This window comes from Bradyrhizobium rifense (assembly GCF_008123425.1).
Taxonomy (GTDB): Bacteria; Pseudomonadota; Alphaproteobacteria; order Rhizobiales; family Xanthobacteraceae; genus Bradyrhizobium; species Bradyrhizobium rifense.
On sequence record NZ_VSSS01000008.1, the window covers coordinates 14,644 to 39,828 of the forward strand.

Consider the following 25,185-nt stretch of genomic DNA (forward strand, 5'->3'; position numbering starts at 1 on the left):
CGAGCGACTCCTGAACTGGACGTGAGTAACGTTAAACCGATTTCGGCCACCTTGATGGTCGTCAACTCCGGAAACCTGTTCTCGCAACGAGACCGGCGAGATCGTCGGTGGCGTTTCAATCCTGCAAAATGTCGATCGGAAGAAGCGGGCCGAACAGGGGCTGCCGAAAGCGAAGCGCGGCTGCAGGCCGCCGTCGATCAAGCGCTGTTGGAACAAGGGAGCTGGGCCAGCAATTATCACAACTTCGTCGCGTCGTTGACGGGTTGACGCCAGTCAAGGTCTATGGCCGGGCGCGGGCGCCAGCCTGCTGCATTGAACGAACTCCGGTGTCGAGAGTTGGGAGCGGAACATGTCACAGACAGTTGCCGACATTCTGGTAAGTGCCCTCGAACAGATCGGCGTTCGGCACATCTTCGGACTGATCGGCGACTCGCTCAATCCGCTTGCCGATGTGGTCCGACGCAGCAAGATCGAGTGGGTCGGCGTCCGCCACGAGGAAGGCGCGGCGCAGGCCGCCGCCGGCCAGGCCAAGATCACGGGCACGCTCGCAGTGTGTGCCGGAACCACTGGACCTGGCAGTAATCATCTGGTCGCTGGTCTTTATGAAGCCGCCCGCGATCATGCGCCAGTGCTGGCCTTGTCTGGCGACATGCCGCGCAGGCTACATGGCACCGATTACATCCAGACCACCGAACCGGATCTCTTGTTTCGTGACGTGTCGCTCTACACCGAAACCATCTCGACCGCAGCGCAGGCACCGGCGGTCATCCATCAGGCGATAGCAGCCGCTTATGCCGGCCCGGGCGTCGCACATCTGACGCTTCCGCAGGACGTGATCGCAGCGAAAGCGCAAGGCAGCGTTCCCAGCATTTCAACCTTGATGCCGCGGTCCGAAGTCACCGCCAGCGAGGCAAGCATCGCCGAACTAGCCCGGCGGATTGAACAGGCGGACAAGATAGTGATGATGTGCGGCGCCGGCTGCCGCGGCTCGGTTGACTTGTTGTGCTCTCTCTCGGATCGGCTCAAGGCTCCGCTGATCCATACAGTCAAGGGCAAAGACCTCCTGCCCTACGACGATCCCCGCTGGATGGGCGGTCTCGGCATGATCGGGACGCGGGCCGTCTACAATGCCGTGATGCGTTGTGACCTGCTGCTGATGATCGGCACTGATTATCCCTATTCCAACTTCCTTCCCACCAAGAGCACGGTGATTCAGATCGATGATCGACCACAGGTGCTAGGTCGGCGCGTTCTGACCGCGCTCGGCATTGCCGGATCGGTCCGGCCGACGCTGAAACAATTACTCGGCCGGGTTGCCCAGAAGACCGATACCGAATTCTGGGACGAGGTCACCGACGAGCGCAGGAAATGGGACGCCATGCTCAACAAGCAAGCGGATATCAAGCGGAGCGACCATCAGATCCATCCACAGGCGGTAGCCCGGGCGGTTAGCGATCTCGCCCGTTCCGACGCGATATTCGTCCTGGATACCGGCCTAAATACGCTATGGTCCGCCAATTGGATCCGTCAGACCGGGACGCAGCGGATCATCGGATCCTTCAACAATGCGGCGGTGGGAACGGCCCTCGGCCAAGCCAATGGCATACAGGCGTTGAATCGCTCCCGCCAGGTGATCGCGCTGACCGGCGATGGCGGGTTCAATATGCTGATGGGCGAATTTCTGACAGCAGTGCATCACAACCTGCCGGTTAAGGTCATCATCTACAACAATTCGTCGCTCGGACTGATCACGCTGGAGGCCGAAAGCGTCGGACTGGTGCCATTTCGCGAAGCCATCGACTTTCCAAACCCGGATTTCGCAGCATTAGCCCGTGCGTGCGGTGGCCACGGATACATGGCCAAACGCCCGTGGGAATTGATGGCAGCGGTAGTCGAAGCTTTCTCGATCGATGGCCCGGCAATTGTTGACGCAACCGTCATTTCAAATGAAATGCCCAATTTACCGCACGTCGATTTGGAGATGATCGGGCATTTCGGGCTGGCCAAGATCAAGGAAGCCGTTCTCGCCGTAACCGGGGGATAGCGAGCACAGGTCGGCCTGGGCGCACCGGAACCAACCGCAGCCGGCGGCTACACTTCGCCCTCCCGCCCGAAAATTGACGATCATCATGGTCCGTCCAGGAATCTGGGCGCAGTGTCTACCGGGCATCGCGGAATGGTTGCGAAGAGGCGCAGATGTTCCCGATTAGGAATACTGTCCCGACCCGTTACCCGCCGGTGATCACGTGGGTGCTGATCGCCACCAACTGTATCGCGTTCCTGTTCGAGATCAGCCTGAGCCCCTACGAGCTTGAGCAGCTGCTGTATCAATTCGCGCTTGTCCCTGCGCGTTATTCCGAGATTCTTGCGTCCGATGAGATCAACCCGGTCATCGACGACGTCCTGCCGCTCTTCACCATGATGTTCCTGCACGGCGGGTGGCTGCACCTCATCCTGAACATGTGGACGCTATGGCTGTTCGGTCCGACGATCGAAGATCGACTGGGCCATAGCCGCTATTTGGCATTCTATCTTACCTGCGGCGTTGTCGCTTCTGTCGCGCATATCTTCTTCAACCCGGTCTCGATCGTACCGGCATTGGGCGCCTCGGGAGCGATCGCCGGCGTCCTCGGGAGCTACATGCGCCTGTTTCCCCTCGCCCGGGTGGTCGTGGTGGTCCCGATCCTATTCATCCCGCTGTTCTTCGAAGTCTATGCCTTCTTCTATGTCGGGTTCTGGTTCCTCATGCAGGTCTTGCAGGGAATGCTGGACCTGGCGGTAACGCCCACGCGCGCGGACGTCGCGTGGTGGGCCCATATCGGCGGGTTTGTGGCAGGCTTCGCACTTGTCCCCCTCATCGTCCAGTCCGAACGGCGTTACCGGGCCTACTATCGGGACGAAGGCGTGCTCGGCTTCGATCCTGAAGGGCGGATGTGAGGTACTATTCGTGGAGGCTTCCATGTCGATCGGTGATCTCTTCTGGATCTTCTTCATGTTCTCGGCCATCCAGCCGCTGTTGCGCCAGCGCATGCTCGAGGCGATGCGCGTGCGCAAGATCTCGCAATTGGAGGCCCGGCGAAAATCGCGGGTGATCCTGCTGGTACACCGGCAGGAAACCATGCGGCTACTGGGTTTCCCGATCGCCCGCTACATCGACATCAACGATTCGGAGGAGGTTCTGCGCGCCATTCAGATGACAGACGAAAATGTGCCCCTCGACCTCGTGCTGCACACGCCGGGAGGGCTCGTGTTGGCAGCGCTGCAGATCGCCAGGGCGATCCGCGAGCACAAGGCGAAAGTCACGGTCTTCGTGCCGCACTACGCCATGTCCGGCGGCACGCTGATCGCGCTGGCTGCCGACGAGATCGTGATGAGCAGCCATGCCGTGCTCGGTCCGATCGATCCGCAGCTCGGACAGTCGCCGGCAGTCTCGCTGATCAAGGTTGTCGAGGAGAAGCCGCTCGCCAAGATTGAAGATCAAACGCTGATAATGGCCGACGTCGGTCGCAAGGCAATTGCGCAGGTCAAACAGTCGGCAAGCGAGCTGCTGGAGCGGCGGCTGCCCGCCGAACAAGCCGCCAAGCTGGCGGAACAGCTCGCATCCGGTGCCTGGACGCATGACTATCCGATCTGGGCGTCGACCGCGAAGCGGCTGGGCCTCCCCGTGAACACTGACTTGCCTGACAGCGTTTTCGAGCTCCTGAAACTGTATCCGCAACCCGTCCGCATGCAAAACAGCGGCGGCGTGGAATATCTGCCGGTGCGGCGAAGTCTGCCGGACGGAGGGGATTCTGTGGAGGTGGACTGACGTACAGCGGGTCCGCCTCAGATCGCTGCCAAACTAGCATGGCATGCCGACGCGCTCATTAATGGGTCGTCTCGTCAACGCGCCCACCGACTATTCAAGCGCTTGCATGCGGATGCGCCCCCATCCAATACGAACTGAACCGAGAAAGCCGCGAGCAATATCTCGAGCAGCCGGGAAAGCACGGCATTTCCAATGTTGCCCAGTGTTGCCCAGTGTTTCACGATCGGCACGGCCAGAGCGAAGCAAATCACGCAGGTCAGGCACACGAGCAAAATGACGACAACCAGTCTCGATGTCGTGCCTGCGGCGCGGGACAACAATAGCGTGGTGGCAATTGCGCCCGGTCCGGCCATCAGCGGAATAGCCAACGGAAAGACGGCGATATCCGAAACATGCTCGGCCGGGGCGCCGAGCACGCCGCGCGGACCAGCGGTTCGCGCTGAATAACGTCGTCGAACTTCTCGGGTTCTTCGCCGTTGAGCGGCTGTACCCTAGCCATGATCTCCTTCTGCCGTTGCGTGCAAGACAAATCTGACTATTTCGGCGGCCTGAGCTCGCTTCTAAGCCAACCTACCGCATCACTCCTGAGCGGATCGATGGGGATTGAAAGTGTCGTGGACTGGCCGCACGTCAAGCAAGCAAAGGTGAGTACTTGATAACCGAGCGCGCCTGGCGCGGCCCTGCCCGCGGCCATAGCGCGTCCACACTTCGGGCATGCGGGTCTCTTGATTGTAGCAAACTCTTCGAGTGTATCAGATGGAGCCAGGAACATTGGTTTCGCCGGCGCGAGCCGCCCTTCTTTTTATGTGTGCTGCGAGCACACGTATGACTGAACCGCGCAGCCTACGTACTTATGCAATATCGGCCGCACGCAGGATGCGCTACGTCGTATTTTTACGTAGCAATCAACTTACGACCGGTCCATCGCAGCTGGTCGAATAACTGGCCAGTGATGACTGGCTGACGCGGCCGATACGATCTCGACGACAGTCAATGCGGGCGCGACGAGGCATGCGCAAATATAGATTATAGGCTCGTTGTCTCAATGCTGGGTCGCCAGCTTGTGAAATGCAGTTGGCCGGGCTTTCGATCAAGCTGCCAGAGTTCGAGGTCGGCAGATACTGGCACGGGTGTGTCGATTCGCCTGACGACAATCAGCGGCCGCGATCCTGGACCAATGGTGGAAATGTGCCGCCAAGGAAGAAACAGTGTTGAAGCGCTCACCCTTTGAAGCGAGCAACGAATTTCGCGAAGGCCGTGAGCTGATCGGCAACCACCTTCCTGGTCGGGCCGTCCTTCAGTTCCAGCGTATGCGGATCAAATTTGGTCTGGGCTAGTCCGACGAATACTTCCGGTGTCCCAAACACGAAGGCGCTGAGATAGGTAAGCGCCATTCGCAGATGATACTGCATTCGCGCGCCGCCCAGGGGACCGCCGGTGGCGGACTGAATGGCGACTGGCTTCTCCCTGAAGGGCTGGTTTTCCAGGCGTGACACCCAATCCAGCGCGTTCTTCAGGCCTCCGGGAATAGTCCAGTTGTATTCGGGCGAGACGATGATTATGCCATCGGCTTTCCTGATGGCTTCAGCGAAGGTCGTCACTTCACCTGGAAAGCCGACGGCCTGAACGTCCGCATTGTACAGGGGCATGCCGCCGTACGGCGGCGCCTCGGAAAGATGAAGATTCGAAGGCGCAAGCTTAGGCAGCGCCCTCATCAGCGCGGTATTGTACGAGCCCTTGCGCAGGCTGCCACTGATCGTCACCACGTTGAGTACCATTGACTACCCCTTTTGCTTGCATGAGACGCTGAAACACCTCACCTCAAGCGGCGATATTTTTCTTTGACGATTGCCCGCTTTCGCCACCGGCAGCAGCACAAAAATCGTATTCGAGGAACCAGAACGGCTGGTTGGCATTGCCGGTGGGCCCGTTCAGCGTTCCGGCTCCGCCTCGGCTTGCGCAGTTGGACGCGTCGCCGGGCGCTGCGGCTCGGCGCGATCCTCCGCAGGGCACGTCTCCCGGGTGAGATTCAAGGCGCAACAGATCAAACCCACATGGCTGTAGGCTTGCGGAAAAATTGCCCAGCATGCAGCCGGCGAACGGATCGTATTCCTCGGCGAGCAATCCCACGTCATTGCGACGCGAGAGGAGACGGTCGAACAGCTTGCGGGCCTCCAAATAGCGGCCCTGCAGAATGTAATTGTCAGCCAACCAAAAACTGCACGCCAGAAACGCTCCTTCTCCCGGGGGCAGGCCGTCACCGGGATTTGCGCGTTCATACCGCAGAACAAACTCGTCCTGGACCAGCAGTCTTTTTTCGATGGCCCGCACTGTATTCCTCATGCGCGGATCAGTTGCAGGCAGAAAGCCCACTAGCGGTATCAGCAGCAGACCAGCGTCGAGTCGTTTCGAGCCATAAGCCTGCACGAAACTTTCGATATCGCGGTCGAAGCCGCGGTCGCACACGTCGGCGTGGATCTCGTCGGCGACCGCTCGCCAATGTCGAGATGCCTCGATAGCTCCCTCGGCGGCGAACTCATTCGCGGCACGATCGAACGCAACCCAGGCCATGGCCTTCGAATGGACGAAGTGCTGTCGCTCGCCGCGTACCTCCCAAATGCCTTGATCAGGCTCGCGCCAAGCGCTGGCGAGATATCTCAGCATGATGGGCTCGGAGTGAAACTCGACTCGCCCCTGTCGACCGACAAGGATGCGCACAAGATCGGCGCGGTCTCCCGGTGTCATGAAATCGATAAGCGTCACACTGCCACCGTTCGTTCGAAATTCCGTTTCGAGGACCAAAGTGCCTGCGCGGTAGCACCGCAGGGTCTCGATCGGCTCATCCTTCGGTGCAATGAGCCACCGTCCATTTTCTGCTTCGCCAAGCAGGGCGGCAAAGCACGCAGCCGAATCGAATCTCGGCCAGCACAGCCAATCGATCGAACCGTTGCGCCCGACCATGGCTGCTGCCTTGCAATCGCCGATCATCGCATAGTCTTCGATCTTGAGCGCCATGCACGCCTCCGGCCCGGTCTGCGCGCGCTGCCCGCGCTGCCGCTCTCAGATATAATCCCTAAATTCCCTTTCGAAGCCCAGCCTGCTCGAAGACTGCTGGTGCTCATATCCCTTGATAAGCGATGAGTAAGCGGATCAACCGTATCGCGGTCAACACTGGATCCTTGGCCACAACCGCTCGGCGGCTGTTTCCGCAAGCGCATCGCCTTCAGAGCTTCCGCCAGCTTCGGCCATCGCGCTTCAAAAGCTCGACTGCGCCCGGGGGCCCCTCGCTGCCCGCAGGATAGAATTCCAACCCTTTGGTGCCCACTCTCTTCCAGGCATCGAGGAAAGGCTGAACCGTCCGCCAGCCGGCTTCCACGCCGCCGGCGCGTTGAAAAAGAATGTTGTCGCCGATCATGCAATCGTAGATCAAGGTCTCATAGCCCGTCGCGGGCTCGGCCTTGAAGTAATCCTTGTAAAGAAACTTCATTTGTACGCCGTTGATCCTGATCACAGGTCCTGGCACCTTGGTGTTGAATTGCAGCGTGATGCCTTCGGTCGGCTCGATGCAGATGACGAGATAGTTCTCAGCTAGTTGCTCGACGGGCGTGTATCGAAACATCGCAAACGGCGCTTCGCGGAATTTGATCGCCACTTCCGTGCGCTTCGTGGCGAGCGCCTTGCCCGTGCGCAGGTAAAAGGGGACGCCGGCCCAGCGCCAGTTGTCAATGTTCAGTTTCATCGCAACGTAAGTCTCCGTAGCGCTGTCCGGCCTGACATCCGGAGTCTTTCGGTAATCCGGGATCTCGGTGTCGCCGATTTTCCCGGCAGTGTACTGGCCACGCACGGAGTTTTTCAGCGCTTCCTCTTCGCTCTGGGTCTGGATCGCCGCCAGCACCCCGTCTTTTTCCGAACGCACGTTATGGGCGTCGAAATGTCTCGGCGGCTCCATTGCGATCAGCGATAACAGTTGAAACAGGTGATTCGGTACCATGTCGCGCAGCGCGCCGGTCGCGTCATAAAAGCTACCGCGGTGGCCAACGCCGAGCTGCTCATCCACAATGATCTGCACGTGATCGATGTGATGGCGGTTCCAGATCGGCTCGAACATTCCGTTGGCGAAGCGCAGCACCAGGATGTTCTGGACGGTCTCTTTGCCCAGGTAATGATCGATTCGGTAGATCTGGTGCTCGTTGAGGATGTTCAACAATTCCGCATTCAGCGCGCGCGCCGATGCCACATCCGTCCCAAACGGCTTTTCGATCACGAGCCGCCGCCAGGCGCCGCGATCCTCCTTCAACAAGCCGAGACGGCCGAGTTGGCGCACGATCGGTGCGAAGGCATCCGGCGGTGTCGCCAGATAAAACAGCCGATTGCCCCCTATGTCGCGCGCGGCTTCCAGCCGTTCAAGCTGCTCCCTGAGACGGTCGAAAGAAGGGTGGTCGCTGGGATCGGCCTCGACAGAGGTGATGCATTCTAGCAGGCGATTCGCGACCTTGTCTTCCACGGGGCGGGTTGCGAACTGATGCAGGCCCTTCATTAGGCTCTCGCGCAGCGCTTCGTTCGACATGCCGCAGCGCGCGACGCCGACGACGCAGAATCTTTCCGGCAATAGTTCGGCTGCCGCGAGATTGTAAAGCGAAGGGATCACCAGCCGGTTGGTCAGGTCTCCCGTGACACCGAAGATGATAAGGGCGCAGGATTGCGGCTACTGCTCGGGCTGGAAGTTTCTCACAAACGGCTGACCGTGGGGTTAACGATATCACGTCGCCCTCTGCGCCTGGGGCGGGAGCGACACCAATTATCCGCCCCAGGCTTATCAGGCCTGCTGAGCAGGTTCGATTTCAACGCGGTCATCCTGCTCGGCCGAATAGACAGAAGCGTGCTCAGCGTGAGCCCCCCTCTCCTTTACCAGCCGGGTGGCGGGCAATTGAAGCACCCGAGCATGCTGTCCTTCCGACAGGACATTCACAAGAACGATGGTGCCGTCGGGAAACAGCAGGCCATCGTGGTGCTGCTTTGGCGGTTTCGGTTTGATCACGCAGAATTGGGCGACACGGAAGCCTACGCTCTTGGTCAACAACCAGTTGCGATTGTATCTCACGTCCTGCTCGAATCCGAGCTCAGTGCCGGGCAGCAGACAAATGGCGACAGTGGGTTCGTCTTTGGCGGCAAAGCCGCGGGTCGATGTACCGCAGAAGCTGGTCGACACCAAACTCTCTCCAACCTTTGCTGGGCGTGACGTAACGGCATGTAGGCTGTAGTCGCACATGGATTTTCTCCGCTGGTTTTCCTGACCCGACCGATGATGCCGCAAACCGCCGAGCTATCCCTTGACCGCCGTCAAGATATTGGTGGCTTGTTTGGAAATCGCGACCGCCGGGGATGGTGGCTCTCATGATCGCATTCGAACAGCTGCTCGAAGCTGCGGCGGCAGCTCGATGTCCGAACAGATCGGATCCGATCCACCGGTGCCGACCTTGCGACGGTCAACATCGCAAGTCGTGGCCGCGCTACATCTCGGCACTCCGCCGTTCACCGCGGTGATGGGACTGTACGTGCGTTTGGCGGCTTCGTGCGCGTCTTGACTGGCGCTTCGTTCCCCTCGCGTCGCACCTCAAGCGCCATTGCAGCCTGGCCGTTGGCAAGCAAGCGCAATGTGTAGCTCCGCGCCGACGACGGCCCCCTCACCGATCGCAGCACCCACGCGCTTGACCGACCCGGATCGGACGTCGCCGGCGGCGAATACACCGCGCACGCTGGTTTCGAGCAGCAGCGGGCGGCCAGCCCCACTCTTCGAGCGGATGCTGGAGGGAATGTCCCATCCCGTCAGCACAAAATTCTTGCTGTCCAACGCGATCCCGGCGTCCTTGAGCCAAGCCGTTGCCGGGTCCGCGCCGATGAAGAGGAAGAGGTGGCGGATCGGCTTCTCAGTTTCTTCGCCGGTCGAGCTGTTGCGCCAGCGTACGCGCTCCAATTGCCCTTCCCGGCTGCCATAAAGCGCGACCACCTCCGTGTGAGTCAGCACCTCGATATTGTCGAGATTCGCGATCCGGTCGATCAGGTAGCGCGACATGCTCTCCGCGAGGCCTGGTCCACGGACCAGCATCCAGATTTTTTTTGCGAAGTTGCGCAAGAATACGGCGGCCTGGCCCGCCGAATTTCCGCCTCCGACCAGAACGATCTCCTCGTCCCGACACAGGCGTGCCTCGATCGGCGAAGCCCAATACCAAACGCCGCGCCCCTCGAAACTCGGTAGATTCGGCACGTTGAGGCGACGGTAGCGGGCGCCGGTCGCAACCACCACCGTCGAGGCCCTCACACGCCGGCTATTCCCCAGGCACAGCGTGATCGGCGCGCCGCTCACATCGAGCCGCGATATGCCCGCTGGGATCACCATCCGCGCGCCAAATTTCTGGGCCTGGACATAGGCGCGGGCGGTGAGCGCCTGGCCGGAAATGCCGGCGGGAAAACCGAGATAGTTCTCGATCCGCGCGCTGGCGCCGGCCTGCCCGCCGAAGGCACGGGCGTCGAAGACGACGACCGACAAGCCCTCTGATGCCGCATAGACCGCCGTCGAAAGGCCCGCCGGGCCGGCGCCTACGACCGCGACATCATAGGTTCGGCTCTCGTCGTCGATCGGCACCATTCCAAGCGCGCGCGCCAGCTCTGCCTCGCTCGGATTTTTCAGGATCGTTCCTTTCGGACACACGGCAAGCGGCAGGTCTGCCGGATTTGGAGCATATTGCTGAACAAGCTTCGCCGCGTCGGCGTCCTTTGCTGGGTCGAGCAATTGATGTGGATACGCATTGCGGGCGAGGAAGCCTTGCAGACGCACGATGTCAGGGCTCGATTCCGCGCCGATTAGGACCGGACCACCGGCGCCGGCCTCGACCAGCGCGACGCGGCGGAGGATCAAAGCCCGCATGATCCGTTCGCCGAGTTCGGGCTCCCCAATCATCAACGCGCGTAGATTTTCCGGCGGGATCAAGAGCGCTTGGACATCGTCGATAGCGTGAACATCGACAAAGGCAGGCTGGCCTGACAATTGTCCCACTTCGGCGACGAATTCGCCGGGTCCCTGCTCCACAATCGGGGCGCAATGGCCTAGCGGATCGCGCCTGACGACGCGCACCGAGCCCTTGATCAGCACACACATGCCCGGCGCGACTTCTCCGGTCACGAACAGCGCTTCGCCGGCATGGTAGTACCGCACCGTGCCGAAGCGACGAAGACGATCGATTTCATGTGCCGTAAGCTTGGGAAACATTTGCTCGCGGCGGCTATCAATCGTCGGCATCTGCAATCTCGCTGTCGGGGCAAGGTGCCACGTGTTCCTAGTGCGCCATCAGCAGCGGGATAGGCGCTTCATGCAATAGGCTGTAGGTCACTCCGCCGAGCAGCCGCTCGAGCAGGCGCATATGACTATATCCGCCCATGACAATAAGGTTCGCCTTCCGGCGCTCGGCCTCCGCCATCAATTGTGGCCCGACTTCGCTGGAGCGGCACTTGATGCGATGCAGGCTGGCCTCGATTCCATGATGCCGAAGATGATTGACGGCATCGATCCCCATCACGGCTTCCTCCTCGGTAGGCTTTTCGCCGGTCGCAACGATGACCGACACTTTTTCCGCCTTGTGCAGAAATGGCATCGCTTCGGCAAGCGCACGAGCCGCTTCCCGGCTCCCGTTCCAGGTGACCATGATGCGGTCGAAGGCGATCTTCGGCCGCTCCGTCTCGGGAACGAGATAGACGTTCCTACCAGAGCCGAACAGCACGCCTTCGACGAGCTTCTCAGGATCCATCGCGCCATTGGGACGAAGCGCCACGAAGGTGTCGGCGGAGCGCGCCTCTCGCGCGGCAATTTTGGCAACGTCGTCGGACAGGACATCGAACCGCCGGATCTCGACCACCCGATCCAGCATTCGCAGCCGCTTGGCTAGCGCCTCCTCCATCGCATCGCCAGTTTCGCGCGCATGCTCGACGATCGCGGCGGTGGTGTCGCCCTCGATCGGCCCCGGCAATGGCAGAACGTTGAGATACAACCCGATCACCACGCGGGTCTCGAGCCGCCGGGTCATATCGGCGACGGCTGCTAGGCGAATTTCATCGGAGGCGCCACCGTCCAGCCACACCATCACATCTCTGATCATCGCTCTCTCCTCGCTCACGACAGCCGTCGCGATGTTTGGCTACTCTGCCGTTCGCGCAGCTGCAGCAGCAGATCGAAAATACGAAAGCACTTCCGCCAGTGCTCGCTCGATGGATTCTTCAGCCCGGGATCGATGATGTTGAACGTATGCGCGAGCGCGACACTCAGACCTCCCGCGATGTCCGGTAGGCGAGTCTCGATATCCTCACCGTAAGCAAGGTCAAGCGGCGGGCGCGTGGCGAGGCGGTCGAGGATCGGCCGCAACTCGATCTCTTCGTCGAGCCTTTCGAATTCATGGATGCATTCCTGCAGTCCCTTGGTAATCGGCAGGTCGAACGGCTCCAACAGCACACGGCCATTCGCCTTGGCGGCCGCCTGGGCCCGCAGCAGGAGATCATAAAGTTTTTGGTTGACGAAATCGCTGTAGCGCTTGAGGTCCTGCTTGTCGACATCGAGGCTGGCGACGATTCGAAAAAATCGCTCGAATCTCGCCACGCTCATAACATGGCTGGTGAGCGGCTGGTTCGATTGCACGGCGGCGATCATCATGGCAGCGGTCTCCTCGCCTCATGATGCCGTGCGCAGGCCGGCCTCCCCCTTGATGGTCGTCAGTTTCGCGCGATTTTCTCGCACGGACATGAAATTGATCTTTATCACGGCGCCTTCCTCGATGTTGCAGCATCATAGTGGTGTGCACTTCAGCGCAGGTCACCATCGTGCGGCTGTCCTAATGCGGGTTTACCCTCCAAAGGAGGGAAGATAGACGAGGCCACCACCGTTGCGGCAGCCCTCGCGTCAGGCAGACTGCGGACACCAACACGCTGTTCCAGCCGTACCGGTGGGACCTTTTCAGGCTGCCGCATCGAATGGTCATGGCGTCGTTGACCCGCTCGCGGGCGCGCCAACCGGGCAACGTGCCGAGCTCCCTCGCGGCCTGTTACTACGCGCAGCGTGCATCTGCAGCCCTGATCGTGAGCGAGGCAACCCAGCTGTCGATGCAAGGCTAGGGTTACGCCTGGACTCCCGGCATCGACGCCACAAGCAGGTGGAGGCATGGCGTCAGGTCATGAGAGCGGCGGACCAGGCTGACGGATTGATCTTCAATCAGCTCTGGCATGCCGGGCGCATTTCGCGTCCGGCGCTGCAGCCCGACAATATGCTTCCCGTCTACCGACGACCTAGCGACCTCCTTAAGTTAGCAGCGCCCAGTTCCAGCGCCCGCTGCTCCTCGACGGACATCTCCGGCTCGAAAATCCGAAGCACTCCCTCGCGCCCGACGACGCTTGGAAGTGAGAGAGTGACGCGAAATCTGTCGTTATAGCTGCCGATCGGAATCACCGCTCGTTCATCGCGAAGAACAATTTCCGCGATCCGCGACGCAACGATACCAATGCCAAACTGGCTCGCGTCGTTGCCTTCGATGATAGAGATATTCGCGTAACGAACGTCTGCCTCGATCTGCCTGCGCAAACTGTGAGGCACTCGGCCACGAAGTCCGACGAGCTCGCCGACCGGCACGCCGGCGATCCGGGCGCTTGACCAGAGGAATACCTGCGAGATCCCATGTTCGCCGACCACCTGCGCCTCTACCTGATTGGCATCGATGCCGAAATGCGCCGCCAGATGAACGCGGAAACGCAATGTATCCAAAAACGTACCAGTGCTTAGCACGCGATCATGGCTTACGCTTGCGCGCGCAATATCGGCGAGCGGATCCGGCGGATCGGTCACGACCAATATCACCGCGCGAGGCGCGGCGTGCACAATGCGCGGAACGATCTCGTGATAAATCTCGGCATTCTTGTCGAGCAACCGCAACCTACCCTGGGGATCGCTGCGGTCGGTGGCGCCGCCCGCCTTTTCATTGATGCCGGCGGCAATCATGACCAGCTGAGCGTCGGCAAGCTCTTCATAGTCGCCATCAACAATGGTGGTCTTTGGGCCGAGCGGCGCTCCGTAACGAAGATCGGTGGCGACCGCCCTCGCCCGCTTAGGCGTTCGGTCCACGATCACAATCGTCCGGGCACTCCCCCGTACCACCATGGCAAGAGCACAGGAACACCCTACCCTGCCTGCTCCAACGATTCCGACCTTCATGATGAACCTGCGTTCCAAAGGGACCGTCAAGCGATGCCCCAACACGAGTGCATTATTTGTCGATCGCGTGAACGCCGGTTCGCAATGTTCGCTAGCGTTCGAGGACTTAACAATCAAGACCATCAAAATGTCTGAGCAGGCTTCATACGGATACAATCTCCGCATGCTTTACGGAACAAAACCCGGACAGACCGGCTTAGGCGGAAGCGGGCGTGCCGGATAGTATCGCAAGAGCGATGCATTTTTTCCCGAGCCGCATAGAAACTTCCTTCGCTGCTGGGACCGCAAGAAGCATGAACTGCGCAACGGCTTCAAGCATTGACCATCGTCAAGTCCTCTCACGAGCGCCTCGAATGTCAATCGGCGCAGGCTTAATGCGTCTTCCGTAAACAGTGATGTCGATCAGCTTGGGCGCGGTCGGTCGCAATCCCACAGCCTGTGATGAACAAGCATATAGTCCCTAGCTCCCTCCTGCGCACCGAATAATACGGACGAATTGATGGCTATCAAGGAATCTAGGAAGTAACAGTCTTAGTTTTCGCTACGCACGTCGGGCCTCGGCCCCATCCTTTCGTCGGGCAGGCGCCCGATCGGGTTGGCGAGATTGTACGCATCGAGATGAGGCCTCTGCATCGATCACCATCGCCCTGCGGCAGCTTGGGCTCGCTCAGGATGTCGTCAAGGTCGAGTGCGGTGACGTTGCCAGCGGATGTCCGATCGGAGCGCCCGGCGCGGTTCTGACCACTCGCCTGCTCTCTGCAATGAAACGCGACGATGTCCAGGCGCAGCGTGGCGAGGATGGCACCGGTGGCACTAGGGTATCGCCTGATGCTCGAGACGATTCACCCGATTGGCAAAATTCAACGTAGGAGAGCGGTTATGAAGGCGCTGGTATACCAAGGCCCCGGAAAGAAGGCGCTTGAGGATCGCCCAAAGCCAACGATTGCCGCGCCAACGGACGCTATCGTCAAGATCGTTAGGACGACGATTTGCGGCACAGATTTGCATATCCTCAAAGGCGACGTGCCGACCTGTACACCAGGCCGTATCCTTGGGCACGAAGGCACCGGTGTCATCGAAGAAGTCGGCGCCGCCGTCACCGCCTTTCGGGCCGGCGACCGCGTGATCGTGTCCTGCATCTCGTCCTGCGCAAAATGCGACTACTGCCGCCGCGGAATGTACTCGCATTGTGTCAACGGGGGCTGGATCCTCGGCAATACGACTGATGGCACCCAAGCCGAGTATGTCCGCATTCCTTTTGCCGAAACCAGCCTATACCGCATCCCCGCCGGAGCGGATGAGGAAGCATTAGTAATGCTGAGCGATATCCTGCCCACCGGGTTCGAATGCGGCGTGCTCAACGGCAAGGTTCAACCCGGCGCGACCGTCGCGATCGTCGGAGCCGGCCCGATCGGGCTTGCGGCGTTGCTGACGGCTCAATTCTACTCACCGTCGGAACTCATAGTGATCGACTTTGACGACAACCGGCTCGAAATATCGTCCCGCTTCGGTGCGACGACAACAATAAACAATAGGGACGGCAAGGCAGTTGAGAAAATCATGAAGATGACCGACGGTCGTGGCGTCGATACCGCGATCGAAGCCGTCGGCGTTCCCTCAAGCTTTCTCACTTGCGAGGACATCGTGGCGCCTGGTGGCGTCATCGCTAACATAGGCGTCCATGGCGTCAAGGTAGATCTGCATCTGGAACGCCTCTGGGACCGTAACATCGCGATCACGACAAGACTCGTCGATACCGTCACAACGCCGATGCTGCTCAAGACTGTACAATCACACAAGATCGATCCCAAGCGACTGATCACGCACCACTTCAAGCTCGACAATATCATGGACGCCTATGCGACGTTCGGCGAGGCGACCAAGACGAACGCTCTCAAGGTCATCATCTCAGTAACCGAAGCTTGACAGATAATCTAGGTAGACAGGCTTGACGGCGGTGCGACATTGATGGCGCGCAAAAAGCCGAAGAGCTCGGCTCCCTGCGCGAATTGACTCGCCACCGAGGGCTGAAGGCAGTTTGTTGGTAAGGTTCCCGAATGGATGAAATGGATGATGAAATGGATGAAGAGAGCGATCAGATAAACGGCTTTCCGCCCGTCACCGCAACAGTCGCTCCTGAAGTGTAGCTCGACAGCGGGTCCGCCAGCATAACAAAAGCCGTTGCAAGTTCGGCAGGCTGCCCTGCCCGCTTCATTGGGACCTGCTCGCCGAAATTCCTCACCGCTTGCTCTGGCATGGTCGATGGGATCAGCGGCGTCCAGATCGGTCCGGGCGCCACGGCGTTGACGCGGATACCCTTCTTGGCGAGCATCTGCGCAAGACCACCGGTGAAGTTTTGGATCGCCCCTTTGGTGGTAGCATAGGCGAGAAGGATCGGGTTCGGCGCGTCCGCATTGATCGACGTAGTGTTGATAATTGCGCTGCCGGGCTTCATGTGGGGCACCGCCGCCTTGGTTAGATAGAACATCGAGTGGATATTCACCTCAAAGGTCAGTTGCCATTCCCTGTCACTGATCTCGCTGATGTCTTCGAATGTCGCCTGATGGGCTGCATTGTTGACAAGTATATCTATGCCACCAAGTTCGTCGACAGCGTGTTTGATGATGGAGCGGCAATGTTCGGGATCACTAATGTCGCCGGCGATCAAGATACCCTTGCGCCCCTCTTTCTCGACCAACGCCTTGACCTCCTGCGCATCGTCGTGCTCGATTAGATAGGCGATAAGGACGTCGGCACCTTCGCGCGCATAGGCGATTGCCACCGCACGTCCAATGCCGCTGTCGCCGCCCGTGATTACAGCCCGCATGCCTTTCAACTTACCTGTGCCCCTGTAGCTACGCTCGCCATGATCCGGACGCGGATCCATCTTGGCGGTCCAACCGGGTGCGGGCTGTTTCTGATTGGGGTAAGGCGGCTTCGGATAGTCAGACAACATAAATATCTCCTCTTTCGCGTTAACCGCCATCGATAGGGCGCAAGTCTCTTTTTGATCGCATGGGCGCGCCTCTGATTTTTTAAGACATCGAGAGCGCGTTAGCTTTTTATTGGCGCTTCCCACTCTCGCCTCTCGAAGTGTCATGCCTCGCCGATAAAATTTCTAAACAAGCGCCAAATTGAACCTTGACGCTCGTCAACATCGCAAGTGTATCCTTCGGCTTTCGTGGACAAAGGAAGTTGATCCCTATCACGTATTTCCCTCACCTCTGCTGTCGGCGTACCGGCATCCATCATCGCGTCATACCCATTTCAGCTGTCGAATGTGCCTATTAGGGCGTGGGCGCCTCATCGACCCAGGATATTCCGAACTTGTCCAGGCCCTCGGCCAGGAAATCGCCCAACAGCGGTTCGCCGAGCAGGTAGCGCGCGGTCTCCCAACGCGGGTTGCGGTATCCGTTTCGCCGTTCAGCCGCCTGGCTACGCAGATCTTCCCACTCCTCAATCGTGCCATCGCCCCGTCCGAGCCACATCAACGCGACAAGGTCGATCTGTTCGTCCTCGTTCAAGGCCCTGATGAAGCTCGCCATCTCGGCAGCGACAGCGTCGCAACCATCGTCCTGCAAAACGTCGACTTCAGCATCATCAGTAGGATTCGATCCGGACTCCTCATCGGCCGGCAGGTCCTTGACATCAAACTCATGCGCTTTTTCGATCAGAAAGCTGACCTTTTCGCGTGAAACGGTTAGCTCGGACATCGCTTGCTCCCTTAGTTGCGGGCGTTTCGATCAACGCGCCGGACCACGAGATGATCCATGGCGTGATACCGCGGAAATGCGCCGCTTGCCGATCCGCCCGAGCGGCACGTTCCGCCAATCATCTATTGCGATCGATTGACAGGTTCGTGGAGTTGAATGCCTGAGGTCGGAGCTGTCTTCGTCTTGCAGCACTGTCGGGGGCGCTCGATCGCTCCCGAACTGATGATTCCGGATGCGGCTGAATCGGGCTATTTCTGCGGCATCCGTTCTGAACTTCGCTTGTGCGAAGAGCCGTTTGAAACTATGACGCCTGAGCATATGCTACTCGGCTCTGATCGCGAGCAGACGCCCGATTGGATGATCGCGGCATTTCTGCGCGCTCCAAAGCATGAGCATTCGTTTGTTTCTTTGAATTGGTGGAAGATCAGCCCGCCTTTACCGCAGATGGCGCCGGCAGCATCAGAGGATCTCTGAGGACGACGATCTGACGCACGCCGTCCGCGTCGATAATCTCAAGGCTGGTAAACTCCAGACCTTCGCCTTCGATGTATATTTCTCTGGGTTTGTGGATCAGATGGTCATGTCCTTCGAGCACGAGCGAGATTAGGTCGTCCTTTGGATCATAGGAAACCCCAAAGAACGGTAGCCAGTGCGCCTCGACCTGATCACCGAGCTTAAGCGACGTCACCTCGATCTCGGCACGTTTGCCGCCCAGTGCTTTCGAAATGAGATCGAAATAGACGCTCCACTGTGATTTTTCGAGTTTCATTCGGAGTCTCCGAGTTAGATTCCGCCAGATTCCCGACGCCAGTAACCGGCAGCCCGTTTCTACGCGCTGACAACGATCAATTTTCCACGAAATTTGCCCTGCCAACACAACGCATCCCGTCAAAGCCCAAGCTCAATCATCTCAAGAAGTGATCTTTGTCATCTATCGCGCGATAGCAAAGTTCGACGCCGTCTTCGGTGAAAGACGCTGCAGAAGATCTCCAGTACCTCACTAATTTCTTTCGCATCAGCAACGACTGAGTCAAAGTGCGATCAAACCCTCGATCGCTGACAGAAATGCAATGAATCAATGGGCTGATTCATCCTCCCGCTCAGAGATTGAGGAGAGCGATCCCGAGATCGGGGCGCTTTTTCCGCCGCATATGCTTGACTGTTTCGTTGATCGTGACTTCCAGCGTCGGCCGCACCGAACCTGACAGAAAGTGACCACCGCGCACCGAGCCATCCCGCAGACCAAGCACTGCGTGAAGGTGAAGGCTGGCCTTGCCGCTATCGCTCTCCGCCACATCGCCGATCAGGCTAAGGACTTCGCATTGCTCGTTGACAGCAATGCGCTTGTAGCTTTTGGCCGCGAGGTCGAACCAGCCAACTTCGGCATGCGCGAAGGCACCGATCGCCGTCACCGCGGCGCCGCTGACCTGCTCCTCATTCGCGAAATCGGTGATCGCCCCGAACGCCTCCTCTCCCTGGTCGAGCACGAGGACAAAGGTCCGCTCCGAACCGACAGTGACCGACTTTGCTTTCATCTCTGATTCCCGAGCGCGTTTGGGTCTAACGTCCGGCTGCGACTGCTCAGTTGATCGGCCCGAACGACGTCGTTCTGGCCATGGCGGTGAATTCGTATCTTTCGGACCGTTGTCATTAGTGACTCCTGCGATTCCACAGCGGGGCGCAAGGGGCCCCGGCGAGACGCGGTCGCTCCCGCTTCGGCTACTATTGCACCACAACAGCCGACACACGGTGGCTAGGCTACGTTCCGCCTGACGTGGCGGCCTTCCTTGACCTCCTCGATGATCTTCGCGCTGAACGCTTCGAGGTCACCGGGGTTGCGCGAGGTGATCACGCCCTGGTCGACCACGACCTGGGAGTCCTCCCATTTCGCACCGGCATTGATGACGTCAGTCTTGATCGACTTGTAGGACGTCATCATCCGTCCCTTCGCGATCCCGGTCTCGATCAACAGCCACGGTGCGTGGCAGACCGCGGCGACGATCTTCTGGGCGTCGAAAATCTCCTTGATGAACTTGAGGGCTCTTGGTTCGACCCGGAGCAGGTCGGGATTGATCTGCCCGCCCGGTAGCACGATCGCGTCGTAGTCCGACGATGAGACTTGATCGAGCGACTTGTCGACCTTCACCGGCCGACCCCAGTCCTTCATGTCCCACCCCTTGATTTCGCCGGTAGCCAACGAAATCACCTCGACGGTTGCACCCGCTTTCTTCAAACGGTCGCGAGGCACTTCAAGTTCGGATTGTTCGAAGCCATGGGTCGCCAGGATCGCGATCTTCTTGTCTTTCAGGTCCATCAGGAAACTCCTTCAGAAGAACTCCCCTATCAATCGGCTTTTCGCCCTATCGTTCCTGCGGCTTCAAACGCGCAATTTTTTATCTGATTGCGGTACGAAGCGATCGACTGTCCTGGCAGTGGCTAGATCATCACTCTTTTGATGGCCGCGGTAGATGCCATCCCATTGTTGCGTCGAGCACAAAGCCAACGGTCGCCGGAGTTTGGTTGCGCATGGGCATCTTTCCAGTGGTCCCCAGCGGGGGTTATCGTTCACTCCCCTCAAGCATTCCAGCCAACCCTCTAAATTCCGAACGAAAATGCTGATACTCGTCAATTGAGGATAAAAATAATTCACCTGTGCATCCGTGCAGCCTCGTTCCGCATACATTGACTGCGTCGCTTATGGACGGGCAGGCCGGGTGAGACCTAGAACTCTTTGCAAGGCCGTCACTCCGCAATGCTTACGGTCTGGACGAATGCTCCGAATTGACGCCCATCAAGGCGCCCTAGGCGGTCGCGCGCAAAATCTTAAAGCTTTGGGGGTCGTGACCGACCACTCGGGCTCGACCCGCATTCGGAATGTCCGCATTCAATCCGGAAGGTGTGATCATGAGCTTGACCGGCCTAGAAGTGTTTGACGAAACGCTTCACAAGACGAACACGTGGCTCAAGGAAATCGGAGAGATGCTAGGCTCCGATCGTCACGAGGCCTATCAGGCGTTGCGAGTGGTGCTGCATTGCCTCCGCGACCGCTTGACAACGGATGAGGCGGCTCATCTCGGCGAACAACTCCCGATGCTAGTACGTGGTATCTACTACGAGGCATGGCGTCCGGCCCGGAAGCCGGAAAAGATTCGGTCGCGGGACGAATTCCTAGCCTGGATTGACACGCGCCTCCCCAACACAGCGCTCGTCGACCGCGAAGATGCTGTAGGTGCCGTCTTCAAGACCCTCGAGAACCATGTCTCCGCAGGAGAAATCGGCCACGTAGTTCAGTCTCTGCCGAAGGAGATCCGCGCGCTTTGGCCAGTCACCTGGGCGTCGTCTGGCCCTGTCGCAAAGTAGGCAGCCCAGCCAGAAATTCGTTGCAACTAGCTGACACACGATAGATCTGCGAATGGAGAGGTTGATGGGCCCACGTGCTTACTGGAAGGGCTATCTGCGTGTGTCGCTAGTATCGTGTCCGATCCAGCTGTTTCCGGGGATCTCTGACCGCGAGAAAGTCCGATTTCATCTGATCAACAAGAAGACCGGGCACCGGATCAAATACTGCAAGCTTGATGCCGAGACGGGCAAGCAGGTAGACCCGCAAGACATCGTCATGGGCTACGAAGCCGGTAGGGGGCAATATGTCGCCCTCACCGAGGATGAGCTCAAGACGATCGAGATCGAAGGGACGCATACAATCGAGATCGACCAGTTCGTGCCACGAAGCGAGATTGACGATCTCTATTTGAGCCGTCCCTACTACATGACCCCGGCGGGAGACATCGGCCGGCAGGCCTACGTGGTCATCAGAGAGGCAATCAGGAAAGAGGGTATGGTAGCGCTCGGCAGGGTGGTGCTCACGACGCGCGAACATGTGATGGCGATTGAGCCGCGTGGCAAGGGCCTGGTGGGCGTGACGCTGCGATATCCCTACGAAATCCGGGACGAGAGGGATTATTTCGGTGATCTGCCAGAGGAGAGAGTACCGAGAGAAATGCTTGAGCTCGGGAGGAAAATAGTCGCGATGAAGGCTGGTCACTTTCATCCCGAACAATTTGAAGATCACTACGAGCGAGCCCTGCGAGCGTTAATTAAGAGGAAACAACGCGGCGAAAAGATCGATAAACCAAAGGAGCGGCCCTCGGCTGAGGTTATTGACCTGATGGATGCATTGCGCCAGAGCGCAGGAGATGGCCGCAGCACGCCTTTAGCGCATCATCAGCATGTCACTAGGAGATCCAAGCAAGTCGCGGCGAAACGGTCGTCGATGCGGGCCAGGAAGGCAAGCTAATTGGCGTCGCAGCGATACCTGCGAGGGCACTTAGCATCGTCTCCGATGACCAATCCTGCAATCTATCGCTTCGGCGCATTTTTCCGCGTTCCGCTCGCCCACGGAACTCGTGTCGGCGTCGACAAGCCCCGCGATAGCCACGCATTCATGCGTTCAGCTGTATCAACCTGGCTCAGTTTCCTGACCAATACATCCCTTTCGGAACCAGTAGGCAGCTTCGCGACCTCTTGTTGCAGCCGCTCCTTTGCTACCGCTAGCTGGTCTTCAAAACGGTGTGGCTTTGATCGATGGCGCATGGCGGACGGGACCTTTACCGAGCACGACCGTCAGACGAGGGCCCGACGGTGCCCGCGAAAGACGGTGCGTTCCCTGTGATTTGCGCCTGCTTACGCAGGTCCGCCGCAACCTCACGAAGCTGCCGCGCCAGCCTGCCGTTGTAGATTCGCGCCTCATAATCCGTAGCCAGATCAGCAATCAAGGCCGATTCGGCCGCCTGGATCTCTATCTCATCGATCCGCTTCTGAATGTCCTGCATGCAGCGCCTCAATTCGCTTTGACTTCACTGACTGGTAACTACTAAGAGTCCGACGCAGTCGGAAAGTCAGTACTTTTACGTAGCTGCTGATTATCTTTCCTCTGGTCGCGGCACGCTGCGCTACGAGCCAAACGCCGGCGGCGGAACGATCTTCCGGTTTACCTTGCCTTCTGCCAAAGCCGGCCGATGGTCGTTAAAAAGCGATTGGTCGGTTGACAACCGTCAACGCCCATTGAAGTCTCCTGGACTAAATTGAGCTCTCCTAGACTAAGCAGGAAATCCGGAGTGGGAAGATGCTGATATTCGGTGAACCTCGCCAACTTGATGATGGACTGCCACGCAAAACCGAGGATGACATCCAGCAGGAGTTGCTTGGACCTCGTGGTGTTCCCGGCAAGCCATCGCCGGCAAAAATGACGCCGCAACGCGCGAAGAAGACGCCGACATATCTGGATCCACCGCACACGGCCTAGCGTTGGCGATTTGCGCTCCATCATTCAATTCCCGCAAATCTTGGCGATGGTCTCCAGGCCTGCCGCCTTGCCGTTTCCTTGCGAGTACAATGGCCGACGCACGACGCCGGGTCCCGATCCAAGAGATAACACCATGCAGAGACCTCTTTGTGCAGTCACCGTCACCCTTGCACTTCTTGGCAGCGCAGGTTTCGCCGCTGCCCAGAAGGCCGATACCGCCCGAGGTGATCTGACATCGAGTCAGCAACAAATAATTAGCCAGGGACTTGCGGCCTCGCCATCGCAGTCCGCGCCCGGCAGCACGCAACCGCAGGTCGGAAGCAAGCAGCCGGACTCGATGAATGCGCAAGCGCTTCCCAACAACGTCACCGATCAGGTGCCGGAGGTCACGAGCCTTCTCTTTGTGAAGCTGCCCGACCGGATCGTGTTCATCAATCCCGACACGAAACTCGTGACCGAGAGTGCAGGGGAGCCTACGACCAGCGGCTCGAGCTGCGAGAACACCGTCCGTCGTTCAAGCTGTGGCACCGGCACCGCACCCCCATGCTAGTAACGCGCAAACGCCTCTACGGAACTCGACGGAAGCCTCCCCAAGGAGGGCTTCCTTCGCCGTGGCTTGCTGCGGTTGCCGTTGTCCTCTGCTGTTTGCCGGGGCAATACTCGGCGGCGCAACCAGTCGGGCTGGTTACGCTTGATGTCAACGAGGTCGCGAACGGCTATCCCGCGGAGACGCTGAAGTTGAAGACAATCGTCAACGACAAGAACGAGACGATCGGAAAGATCAACGATTTCATTTTCAGCAAGGATGGACGTGTCTTTGCCGTGCTTTCTGTGGGCGACTTCATCGGCGCCGGACCCCGCCTGGTCGCCGTTCCCTTCAACAGTTTGAAGCTGGACGATTCGCGCGGCTTCATCGTGCTTCCGGGAGCAAATCGCGCGGCATTGGATAAACTGCCTGTTTACCTGTACAACGCGCAACCTCAGGCGTCCTCGTCCAAGCGCTGATCACGGTCGCGCACCGATCAGTAGACGAGGCCCAGCGCTCCACGAGCACGCAGCGAAGCATCCGCCCACCGGGTCACGAAGGTTGAGCGAAAATTGAGCGTTGTCAATGCGGGGCTCCGTTCTATTCGTAGTCTTGCATAATCGGCAGTATCCTCCTGCCGGTGCCCCTTCCCCGGGGTCTTGTCTTCTCCCCAGACTTCGGCCGCCGGCGAAATCCGAGCGGCCCTTCTTTTTCGGCGAGCTAGCGACGTCTTGCGAGCTCACTATGATCAATCAAGGACATCTTGGTTCGGTTGGATGGGACAGCAGGAGACTTCGCGCGGCTGGCCGCTGTCAGCCGGATCGCCGCAACTTTCGAAAGTCATATCACCGGGCTGCTATTCAACGTCTTGCCGGCGGCTATATCAGGTGTGGTCCAGGATGCAGGGTCCCGTGGACCGGCAAAACTGCTGCACGATGCAAGGAAGGCCGGCGACGCCGTCGAAGCAACGGTACTGCAGCGGCTGGAGTGGTTGCAGCAACCAACCTTCCTCCGGCGGTTCGATGTGGAAGGCGAACGCGACGCCGCCGATACTGCTTCGCTCCTGGCACGAGCCGGCGATACCTTCGTGGCGCTTCGCCCGAACGGCCAACCAAACGAACCGCGGGGTCTGATCGAAGAACTCCTCGACGGCGCGGGACGTCATCTGTTTCTGGTTCCGGAGGACAAGAAAACCATGGCGCCCCTCGATCATGTCGTGGTTGCCTGGAACGGAAGCCGGGAATCTGCGTGCGTTCTTGTCCGAATCCCTCCCCTATCTGCAGCGAGCGAGGAAAGTTTGGCTTCTCGTGGTGGAAAACGAACGTCCGGCCGAGACCGATGCGCTGAGGAGCAACGATGCCGCGCAGCATCTGCGGCATCACGGCATCAACGCGGTAAAGTATCGCGCGGTCGGAGTGGACGACGAAATTGCCGACATCGTGATCGAGGAATGCCGGCGGCTAGGCGCCGACCTTCTCGTGATGGGCAGCTATGGCCACTCGCGCCTGCACGAATTGTTGCCAGGCAGCACGACCTCACGACTCCTGCATCATTGACCGGTACCACTGGTCATCGCCCACTAGGACGATG

General features: G+C 59.1%; 27 protein-coding genes and 3 pseudogenes. 14 read left to right on the top strand and 16 right to left on the bottom strand.

What is annotated here, in order from left to right; translation table 11 throughout:
• The first annotated feature begins 21 nt into the window (after positions 1-21).
• The 4 genes from FXB40_RS03155 (at position 22) to FXB40_RS03170 (ending at position 3,808) form a co-directional block, all read left to right on the top strand.
• Entirely contained in the window at positions 22-267 is a 246-nt protein-coding gene (locus FXB40_RS03155; protein ID WP_148770765.1) for a hypothetical protein, read from the top strand.
• Between the two features lie 82 nt (positions 268-349).
• Complete coding sequence (locus FXB40_RS03160) at positions 350-2,044, top strand: thiamine pyrophosphate-dependent enzyme (protein WP_027563654.1); 1,695 nt, start codon at positions 350-352, stop codon at positions 2,042-2,044.
• A gap of 206 nt (positions 2,045-2,250) precedes the next feature.
• Positions 2,251-2,937 (top strand): rhomboid family intramembrane serine protease, encoded by a 687-nt coding sequence (locus FXB40_RS03165; protein ID WP_246207322.1) that lies wholly within the window; start codon positions 2,251-2,253, stop codon positions 2,935-2,937.
• A gap of 22 nt (positions 2,938-2,959) precedes the next feature.
• Positions 2,960-3,808: an SDH family Clp fold serine proteinase gene (locus FXB40_RS03170; protein WP_148770767.1), complete on the top strand. Its 849-nt coding sequence runs from the start codon at positions 2,960-2,962 to the stop codon at positions 3,806-3,808.
• Between the two features lie 74 nt (positions 3,809-3,882).
• Here the strand turns inward: FXB40_RS03170 and FXB40_RS03175 are convergent.
• The 8 genes and pseudogenes from FXB40_RS03175 to FXB40_RS03210 all read right to left on the bottom strand — a co-directional run.
• Positions 3,883-4,215, bottom strand: a pseudogene (locus FXB40_RS03175) (MarC family protein); the annotation flags it as partial.
• Between the two features lie 813 nt (positions 4,216-5,028).
• Positions 5,029-5,586: an NADPH-dependent FMN reductase gene (locus tag FXB40_RS03180; protein WP_148770768.1), complete on the bottom strand. Its 558-nt coding sequence runs from the start codon at positions 5,584-5,586 to the stop codon at positions 5,029-5,031.
• A 153-nt stretch (positions 5,587-5,739) separates the two neighbouring features.
• Positions 5,740-6,823 (bottom strand): annotated as a pseudogene (locus FXB40_RS03185) (glycoside hydrolase family 15 protein).
• A gap of 208 nt (positions 6,824-7,031) precedes the next feature.
• The gene (zwf, locus tag FXB40_RS03190; RefSeq protein WP_148770769.1) at positions 7,032-8,495 is read right to left on the bottom strand and encodes a glucose-6-phosphate dehydrogenase; all 1,464 of its coding nucleotides are present in this window, start codon (positions 8,493-8,495) and stop codon (positions 7,032-7,034) included.
• 129 nt (positions 8,496-8,624) lie between these two features.
• Complete coding sequence (locus FXB40_RS03195) at positions 8,625-9,077, bottom strand: hypothetical protein (RefSeq protein ID WP_148770770.1); 453 nt, start codon at positions 9,075-9,077, stop codon at positions 8,625-8,627.
• A 345-nt stretch (positions 9,078-9,422) separates the two neighbouring features.
• A complete protein-coding gene (locus FXB40_RS03200; protein ID WP_148770771.1) occupies positions 9,423-11,105 on the bottom strand; it encodes an FAD-dependent oxidoreductase in 1,683 nt (560 codons plus the stop codon).
• A gap of 37 nt (positions 11,106-11,142) precedes the next feature.
• Positions 11,143-11,958, bottom strand: coding sequence for a universal stress protein (locus FXB40_RS03205; protein WP_148770772.1), 816 nt, complete (start codon positions 11,956-11,958; stop codon positions 11,143-11,145).
• A 14-nt stretch (positions 11,959-11,972) separates the two neighbouring features.
• Entirely contained in the window at positions 11,973-12,506 is a 534-nt protein-coding gene (locus FXB40_RS03210; protein WP_246207324.1) for a DUF1931 family protein, read from the bottom strand.
• A 323-nt stretch (positions 12,507-12,829) separates the two neighbouring features.
• Between FXB40_RS03210 and FXB40_RS48940 the strand changes: the two genes are divergently transcribed.
• Positions 12,830-12,964 carry a hypothetical protein gene (locus FXB40_RS48940; RefSeq protein ID WP_246207327.1) on the top strand — a complete coding sequence of 45 codons (135 nt, stop codon included), beginning with the start codon at positions 12,830-12,832 and terminating at the stop codon, positions 12,962-12,964.
• Between the two features lie 160 nt (positions 12,965-13,124).
• On the opposite strand, the gene FXB40_RS03220 is transcribed toward FXB40_RS48940, so the two are convergent.
• Complete coding sequence (locus FXB40_RS03220; RefSeq protein ID WP_347339743.1) at positions 13,125-14,219, bottom strand: lactate/malate family dehydrogenase; 1,095 nt, start codon at positions 14,217-14,219, stop codon at positions 13,125-13,127.
• A gap of 449 nt (positions 14,220-14,668) precedes the next feature.
• Here FXB40_RS03220 and FXB40_RS50095 point away from each other — a divergent pair.
• Positions 14,669-14,923 (top strand): annotated as a pseudogene (locus FXB40_RS50095) (hypothetical protein); the annotation flags it as partial.
• A gap of 10 nt (positions 14,924-14,933) precedes the next feature.
• Positions 14,934-15,980 (top strand): zinc-dependent alcohol dehydrogenase family protein, encoded by a 1,047-nt coding sequence (locus FXB40_RS03230; protein WP_148770774.1) that lies wholly within the window; start codon positions 14,934-14,936, stop codon positions 15,978-15,980.
• 169 nt (positions 15,981-16,149) lie between these two features.
• Here the strand turns inward: FXB40_RS03230 and FXB40_RS03235 are convergent, their stop codons facing one another.
• A complete protein-coding gene (locus FXB40_RS03235) occupies positions 16,150-17,010 on the bottom strand; it encodes an SDR family oxidoreductase (protein WP_187436633.1) in 861 nt (286 codons plus the stop codon).
• A 331-nt stretch (positions 17,011-17,341) separates the two neighbouring features.
• Positions 17,342-17,767 carry a DUF3775 domain-containing protein gene (locus tag FXB40_RS03240; RefSeq protein WP_148770775.1) on the bottom strand — a complete coding sequence of 142 codons (426 nt, stop codon included), beginning with the start codon at positions 17,765-17,767 and terminating at the stop codon, positions 17,342-17,344.
• 156 nt (positions 17,768-17,923) lie between these two features.
• On the opposite strand from FXB40_RS03240, the gene FXB40_RS03245 reads away from it, so the two are divergent.
• A complete protein-coding gene (locus tag FXB40_RS03245; RefSeq protein WP_148770776.1) occupies positions 17,924-18,241 on the top strand; it encodes a hypothetical protein in 318 nt (105 codons plus the stop codon).
• Here the strand turns inward: FXB40_RS03245 and FXB40_RS03250 are convergent.
• The 3 genes from FXB40_RS03250 to FXB40_RS03260 all read right to left on the bottom strand — a co-directional run bounded on the left by FXB40_RS03250 (position 18,192) and on the right by FXB40_RS03260 (position 20,081).
• On the bottom strand, positions 18,192-18,536 hold the full coding sequence (locus FXB40_RS03250; protein WP_148770777.1) for a DUF5335 domain-containing protein: 345 nt from the start codon (positions 18,534-18,536) through the stop codon (positions 18,192-18,194). The two genes, FXB40_RS03245 and FXB40_RS03250, sit on opposite strands and share 50 nt — an antisense overlap.
• Positions 18,537-18,867: 331 nt before the next feature.
• Entirely contained in the window at positions 18,868-19,302 is a 435-nt protein-coding gene (locus tag FXB40_RS03255; RefSeq protein ID WP_148770778.1) for a PPC domain-containing DNA-binding protein, read from the bottom strand.
• Between the two features lie 218 nt (positions 19,303-19,520).
• Entirely contained in the window at positions 19,521-20,081 is a 561-nt protein-coding gene (locus FXB40_RS03260) for a type 1 glutamine amidotransferase domain-containing protein (RefSeq protein ID WP_148770779.1), read from the bottom strand.
• A 560-nt stretch (positions 20,082-20,641) separates the two neighbouring features.
• Here FXB40_RS03260 and FXB40_RS03265 point away from each other — a divergent pair.
• Together FXB40_RS03265 and ku are read left to right on the top strand one after the other, a co-directional pair.
• Positions 20,642-21,127 carry a DUF2267 domain-containing protein gene (locus FXB40_RS03265; protein ID WP_246207330.1) on the top strand — a complete coding sequence of 162 codons (486 nt, stop codon included), beginning with the start codon at positions 20,642-20,644 and terminating at the stop codon, positions 21,125-21,127.
• 64 nt (positions 21,128-21,191) lie between these two features.
• Positions 21,192-22,061: a non-homologous end joining protein Ku gene (gene ku, locus FXB40_RS03270; protein ID WP_148770780.1), complete on the top strand. Its 870-nt coding sequence runs from the start codon at positions 21,192-21,194 to the stop codon at positions 22,059-22,061.
• Between the two features lie 310 nt (positions 22,062-22,371).
• Here ku and FXB40_RS03275 read toward each other — a convergent pair whose 3' ends face one another.
• Positions 22,372-22,596: a hypothetical protein gene (locus FXB40_RS03275; RefSeq protein ID WP_148770781.1), complete on the bottom strand. Its 225-nt coding sequence runs from the start codon at positions 22,594-22,596 to the stop codon at positions 22,372-22,374.
• A 293-nt stretch (positions 22,597-22,889) separates the two neighbouring features.
• On the opposite strand from FXB40_RS03275, the gene FXB40_RS03280 reads away from it, so the two are divergent.
• The 3 genes from FXB40_RS03280 (at position 22,890) to FXB40_RS49820 (ending at position 24,074) form a co-directional block, all read left to right on the top strand.
• The gene (locus FXB40_RS03280) at positions 22,890-23,069 is read left to right on the top strand and encodes a hypothetical protein (protein WP_057836313.1); all 180 of its coding nucleotides are present in this window, start codon (positions 22,890-22,892) and stop codon (positions 23,067-23,069) included.
• 133 nt (positions 23,070-23,202) lie between these two features.
• Complete coding sequence (locus FXB40_RS03285; protein ID WP_148770782.1) at positions 23,203-23,619, top strand: hypothetical protein; 417 nt, start codon at positions 23,203-23,205, stop codon at positions 23,617-23,619.
• Positions 23,613-24,074 carry a PRC-barrel domain-containing protein gene (locus FXB40_RS49820; protein ID WP_148770783.1) on the top strand — a complete coding sequence of 154 codons (462 nt, stop codon included), beginning with the start codon at positions 23,613-23,615 and terminating at the stop codon, positions 24,072-24,074. Before FXB40_RS03285 ends, FXB40_RS49820 begins: the two co-directional genes overlap by 7 nt.
• Before the next feature lie 404 nt (positions 24,075-24,478).
• On the opposite strand, the gene FXB40_RS03295 is transcribed toward FXB40_RS49820, so the two are convergent.
• Complete coding sequence (locus FXB40_RS03295; protein ID WP_148770784.1) at positions 24,479-24,808, bottom strand: hypothetical protein; 330 nt, start codon at positions 24,806-24,808, stop codon at positions 24,479-24,481.
• Between the two features lie 97 nt (positions 24,809-24,905).
• On the opposite strand from FXB40_RS03295, the gene FXB40_RS03300 reads away from it, so the two are divergent.
• A complete protein-coding gene (locus tag FXB40_RS03300; RefSeq protein ID WP_187436635.1) occupies positions 24,906-25,151 on the top strand; it encodes a universal stress protein in 246 nt (81 codons plus the stop codon).
• The last annotated feature ends 34 nt before the right edge of the window (positions 25,152-25,185 follow it).